6 protein-coding genes are annotated in these 5,249 nt (G+C 40.8%); 3 read left to right on the top strand and 3 right to left on the bottom strand.

The genetic code is table 11. The features are described from left to right. Positions 1-175 (bottom strand): transposase (locus tag ACYQ4S_RS10670; protein ID WP_459771061.1); only part of this gene is annotated, 175 nt, incomplete at its 3' end. A gap of 347 nt (positions 176-522) precedes the next feature. On the opposite strand from ACYQ4S_RS10670, the gene liaX reads away from it, so the two are divergent. Genes liaX through ACYQ4S_RS10655 form a run of 3 tightly spaced genes read left to right on the top strand, consistent with a single transcriptional unit; the run spans position 523 to position 2,888 of the window. Beyond that, positions 523-2,229 (top strand): daptomycin-sensing surface protein LiaX, encoded by a 1,707-nt coding sequence (gene liaX / locus ACYQ4S_RS10665; protein WP_459771059.1) that lies wholly within the window; start codon positions 523-525, stop codon positions 2,227-2,229. Positions 2,230-2,252: 23 nt separating this feature from the next. After that, the gene (locus tag ACYQ4S_RS10660) at positions 2,253-2,555 is read left to right on the top strand and encodes a PspC domain-containing protein (protein ID WP_346024552.1); all 303 of its coding nucleotides are present in this window, start codon (positions 2,253-2,255) and stop codon (positions 2,553-2,555) included. Positions 2,556-2,558: 3 nt separating this feature from the next. Further along, a complete protein-coding gene (locus tag ACYQ4S_RS10655; RefSeq protein WP_091265162.1) occupies positions 2,559-2,888 on the top strand; it encodes a phage holin family protein in 330 nt (109 codons plus the stop codon). Positions 2,889-2,965: 77 nt separating this feature from the next. Here ACYQ4S_RS10655 and ACYQ4S_RS10650 read toward each other — a convergent pair whose 3' ends face one another. Together ACYQ4S_RS10650 and ACYQ4S_RS10645 are read right to left on the bottom strand one after the other, a co-directional pair. After that, positions 2,966-3,793, bottom strand: coding sequence for an ABC transporter permease (locus tag ACYQ4S_RS10650; protein WP_091265161.1), 828 nt, complete (start codon positions 3,791-3,793; stop codon positions 2,966-2,968). Between the two features lie 16 nt (positions 3,794-3,809). After that, complete coding sequence (locus ACYQ4S_RS10645) at positions 3,810-4,757, bottom strand: ATP-binding cassette domain-containing protein (RefSeq protein ID WP_346024553.1); 948 nt, start codon at positions 4,755-4,757, stop codon at positions 3,810-3,812. Between the last annotated feature and the right edge of the window lie 492 nt (positions 4,758-5,249).

The following is a 5,249-nucleotide window of genomic DNA, read 5'->3' as shown; positions in this document are numbered from 1 at the left end:
CTCTATCTTCATTCCATTCGATGAGAGTGATGTTGTAGTTTGTACTAATTCTTAGAAACATATCTTTGGCGTAATCTGAAACAGGGGGCGTGATGACTTTTCTTCGATACTTTATAACTAAGACAAGGTGGTAATACATCGAGAAGACTGAATGATTGTTGTTGTCCAATTCCATTGATGCCACTTCCTTTCTGTTGGTTACCACTGAGTATAGTATACAACAAAAATGACAGATTAACCACTTCAAGCTATCGCTTGACCGAAATTCATCTCCCACTTTCACTGGTGCTTCGCACCCATACGCTTAGAAGTGGGAGACTTCTTTCGGAATTACGTTAAAAAAGTCTATAAGAACTCGTCTTTTTATCAGAGACGGGTTTTTATGTCATTTATTATAGGTCAAAAATCAGTCGTAAGACCTATGACAAATCAGCTTTCTTCAGTCATAATATACGTTAGATAGGAAGCTAATAAAGACAGGGATAAAAACAAATGAGGATAAACCAAATAGGAGGGTGTACCATGAACGAAAGAAAACGTATCCTTGAGTTGATGAAAAATGGAGTTATTTCAACTGAAGAAGGATTGGATCTTCTGGAATCACTTGCCAAGAAAGATGACAGAAAAGAAGCAGAAGCAGCATTTAATACTGAAGAAAAGGCTGACGAGGCAGATGTGCACATTGAAGAAGCTCTAGACGATGACAACAGGGAGAAGCAGAAAGAAGCAGAAGCCTCACTTGAACAGCTGGTTTCTGAAATCAATCAGTATTCTGTGGAACTGGATAGGATTAATGAAAACCTGGCGAACAGAAAGAAATCTCTTGAGTTGAAGAAAGAAGAGCTCGAAGGACTTAAAGCGTCAGGAAGAAAAACCGTCCAAGAAGAAAAAGACAGAATTATTGAAAAAATCAGAGCCATCCAGAAAGAACTTGAACTGATCAAACAGCTGGATGATGTAGACACCACTGATGAAATCATCACATTAAGAGAAGAAATCAGTGACCTAGATGAACAGTTGTCTGATGTAGAAGAACTGAAGTCTGAAAAAGATGATGAAGCGGTCGAGCAGCTTCTTGATGAAATAGAAGAAATTGAGGAAGAAGTCAATGATCTGGCTGCTCAGAAAGCTGAACTCATGAAGAAACTCCACCGCACTAAGATGAAGCAGTGGACGCTGAAAGCTAAACAGGCAACTTCAAAGTTCGAGCTTCCTGAAGACTGGGAGAAAAAAGCGACAGAAGAATTGTCGAAAGCTGGAGAAAAACTGGATGCTGCAAGTAAAGAGTGGTCCAAGATCATCAAAACTAAAGTGGATCAGGCCTCTAAAAATGATGTGACAGAAACCATTCGTACAAACATTGAGCAGGCCATGAGTCATTTCGACTGGAAGGATATCAACTTGAAAATTCCTTCTTTAAGTACAAAGGAATTTACTAAAGAATGGCAGTACGACTCAACCTCAGCGACTATTCTTGACTTCAAGCTGGCTAATGGAAAACTGATTCTGAAACCTGGTCAGGGAGAAACGATGTCATTTAAGGCAAAAGGTAAATTATATGGTAAAATGGATGAAGACACACCTGAAAAATCATTCGATGCCAGAAGCACAGTAACGATCGACGAAGACAAACTGTTGTGTCATATGCCTAACAAACGTGTCTATGTTGAACTGGAAGTGACCCTGCCGCAGAGAACTTACGATTATGTTTCAATCACCATGCTGAATGGTAAACTGTCTCTCAAAGATATAGAAGCAAAAGATGTCTTTGCAAAATCTACTAATGGATCACTGACCTTCGAAGGACTGTCAGCAACCATGCTTGAGGCAAAAGGTTCGAATGGACAGATAATTGTCAAGCAGGCGGACTTGAGAGATGTCCTTGCAGGTTCAGTGAATGGATCGATCGTCTTTGACGGGAAAACGGAAAGTGCAGACTTTACTACGACGAACGGAGAAATTAAAGTTACACTATCCGATCAGAAAATTGTCAGAGTGAACGCGACTACTGTCAATGGAAATGTTAAAATGGCTCTTCCTAAAGGACGCGCTATTGAGGGAAAAGCTAAAACAACATTCGGAAAAGTGAAAAGCCGCTTGTCCGATACAGAACCGATGGAAAAAATCGAGCATACGATGCATGTAAAGCGTGTTACCGGTGATGCGCCAATGAGCTTTTATGCCGGTACTACAACAGGAAATATTTTAATTAAAGATACAGATAAATAATTGAACGGAAAGAGGAGTGTAAAATGAACAAATTATCAAAATCAAAAGATAATGCAGTCATCTTTGGTGTGCTGGGTGGTTTGGGTGAGTACTTCAATATCGATCCTGTTCTTCTAAGAGTGATTGTCGTTGTTGCTACTTTCATCGGAGTAGGGTCTACAGTGCCTATCTATCTCCTTTTAGCGCTCGTCATGCCGGAAAGTGATGATCAGACAAGTAAATTAGCTTCCAATAAGAAAAAACCTTCTCCTTTCGGTGGTGTCTCAGATAAACCTAAACGTAAAGAAGCCGAAAAACTGGAAGAGGACGACTGGAGTGACTTTTAATCTATGAAATGGTGGCAGCGCATTTTAGCTAATACTCTCATATTTCTGGCACTGGCTGGATTCCTTCAAGGGTTTCAGATCGATTCATGGGTGACAGCTCTTATAGCGGCAGTTGTATTCGGCGTTCTTAATGTTACAGTGAAGCCTATACTGGTTATATTGTCATTGCCTATCACAGTAATGACACTGGGCTTATTCTATTTTATCATCAACGGACTGATGTTGTGGTTTACCGCCGCACTAGTGAGCGGATTCGCCTTCAGCTCCTTTTCATTGACTCTGTTTGTGGCTCTTGTAGTGTCAGGACTCAATGCGTATTTCAATAATGCATGAAAAAAAGCTGATCGGCATAGATGCTGATCAGCTTTTTTCATGGAAAATATCCATATTACGAGCTAGACATAAACTTATCAGTTTTTACTTTTGTACAGATACATCGTCAACGGACCGAAGACAGCTAACAGAATTCCTGAAGATATCAGAGTCCAGACAATTTCTGTCCCGACAGTATACCCATGCATCAAGCCCCTTACTGAATCCACCAGCATGGAAATTGGGTTGATGCTTACAAATACTTCCAGTACTCTAGGCATGGTTTCAGGATCTACAAAGGCACTGCTTAGGAAAGTCAGAGGGAATATGATCATCATAGAGGTAGCCATTAAGGCATTTTCAGATTCCATGATAAGAGCCAGTACGGTCCATATCCACGACAGGCTGAAGGAAAAGATCAGGAGAAGGCCGACAGCAGAGACAAGCCCTATAAGTGTACCTTGAGGACGAAATCCCAGAATCATTGCAAAACCTATCATGATGAGACAGGCAATGGTGTACCTCAGCACATCAAAAGTCATTGATCCTACTAGGGATGAGGGGGACCAGATGGGTAAAGTACGCTGACGGTCAAAAAAACCTTTCTGCAGATCCTTATTTAAGTCCAGACCGGTATACATTGTAATCTGAATAACCGTCTGTACTAGAATTCCTGGAAGAATAAACTGTAAATAGTCCTGAACTGAACCTGCTATTGCTCCACCAAAAAGATAGGTGAACATTATCAGAAAAAGAATAGGCATGGCAGTGATGTCCATAAGGGCCATGGGTGTATGTTTAGTCTTGAGTAACGATCGCATAGCAAAAGTGCCGACAGACGACAGTGCGTGTGGCGGGGTTGGACGATGTGATGAGATGATCGTCTGCTGAAGATTATCTTTTGATTTATTCTGATTGAATTCCATTTTAAGTTCCTCCTTCTTATTCCTCGTCATCAGTTAAAGCTAAGAAAACTTCATCTAAACTCGGCTGGCTTAGGGAAAAAGTCACCAGCTCAATGCCTTCAGATTCCAGATTGTTCAGTGCTTTTAATGCTTCTGATGAGCTGCTGACGTTAACTATAATTTCAGATTCTCTGGATGATCTGCGGATTAAAGCATCAAACCTCGTTTCCAGCACTTTTTCTGCTTGTTCGATATCTGTTTTATTTTTAAGAGTAATATGAAGCATGCCTGATCCTACTGAAGCTTTCAGTTCGGAGGGTGTCCCTTCAGCAATGACCGCTCCTTTATTAATGACAGCTATACGGTCAGCTAGCTGATCGGCTTCATCAAGATACTGAGTTGTCAGCAGAACAGTTGTGCCGGCTTTAGTCAGTGCCCGAACGACTTCCCAGACCTGGTTTCTGCTTCGAGGATCCAGGCCAGTTGTCGGCTCATCCAGAAACAGGAGGTCCGGAGTGATAACGATACTGGCAGCAATATCTAGTCTGCGTCGCATCCCTCCAGAATAATTTTTGGCCTGCTTACTTGCTGCATCTGACAGGCCGAATGCTTCCAGCAATTCAGCTGCCCTCTGTTTGGCCTCTTTTCTTTTGAAGCCCATTAATCTGCATATCATGACTAGATTTTCAGTTCCCGTCAAATCTTCGTCAATGGACGCATGCTGCCCAGTCAGAGCAATACGAGGACGGATTTTTTTAGGTTCTTTAGTTACATCATATCCAAAAATATGCGCCTCGCCTTCATCGATTTTCAATAATGTACTGAGCATGCGAACGGTTGTCGTCTTTCCTGCTCCGTTAGGGCCTAAAAAGCCATAAACAGTTCCTTTTTCGATAGCCAGGTCAATGCTGTCCACTGCTGTAAAGGATCCAAACTGCTTTACTAGACCCTTTGTTCTGACTGCCAGATCGATTGTCTGATCCATCTCTACCACTCTCCTTTTTTGTTGAAGACAGATACTGATAATGATTTTAAAGTGATCAGCTGCTTTTTCAGCCTTCTCTACTAGTGTACTACATTGATGCAAGTTGTAAGGTGTAAAAAAGTAAAAGCTGTGACTACAGGCTCATAAATACTTAAATTAACCATGTACTTTAATCTTTAACTTTATATTAGTGCCTGAATTATTCATACCTCTAAATGTGGATAACTATTTCTATTAAACTCACTGCTTTTTTAGACATTTTTAAGTATTAACTGTCTATCATGCCACTTTATATTCTTCTCGATTAGATCGAAAACAAAAAGATGGAAAAAAGAGTATAAAGACCCCTTGGTCTTACAATCGTTAAAAAATTAATATGATCTTCTGGAGTAGCTAATGCAACAGAACCAGCTGTTGAATATTCTCCAATATTGTCCAGAACAGTGAAGAGAAAACGTAACCTGTGGACAAGCGGACTTTTATTTTACGCGC

It is taken from the genome of Alkalibacterium sp. s-m-28, from assembly GCF_054658175.1.
The sequence above is the reverse complement of the archived record's forward strand: the minus strand, read 5'-3'. Positions and strand labels throughout refer to the sequence as shown.

Excerpts from the sequence above, each read along its gene's own strand:
- liaX (WP_459771059.1), top strand. The coding sequence starts at position 523 with ATGAACGAAAGAAAACGTATCCTTGAGTTGATGAAAAATGGAGTTATT.
- ACYQ4S_RS10660 (WP_346024552.1), top strand. The coding sequence starts at position 2,253 with ATGAACAAATTATCAAAATCAAAAGATAATGCAGTCATCTTTGGTGTG.
- ACYQ4S_RS10655 (WP_091265162.1), top strand. The coding sequence starts at position 2,559 with ATGAAATGGTGGCAGCGCATTTTAGCTAATACTCTCATATTTCTGGCA.
- ACYQ4S_RS10650 (WP_091265161.1), bottom strand. The coding sequence starts at position 3,793 with ATGGAATTCAATCAGAATAAATCAAAAGATAATCTTCAGCAGACGATC.
- ACYQ4S_RS10645 (WP_346024553.1), bottom strand. The coding sequence starts at position 4,757 with ATGGATCAGACAATCGATCTGGCAGTCAGAACAAAGGGTCTAGTAAAG.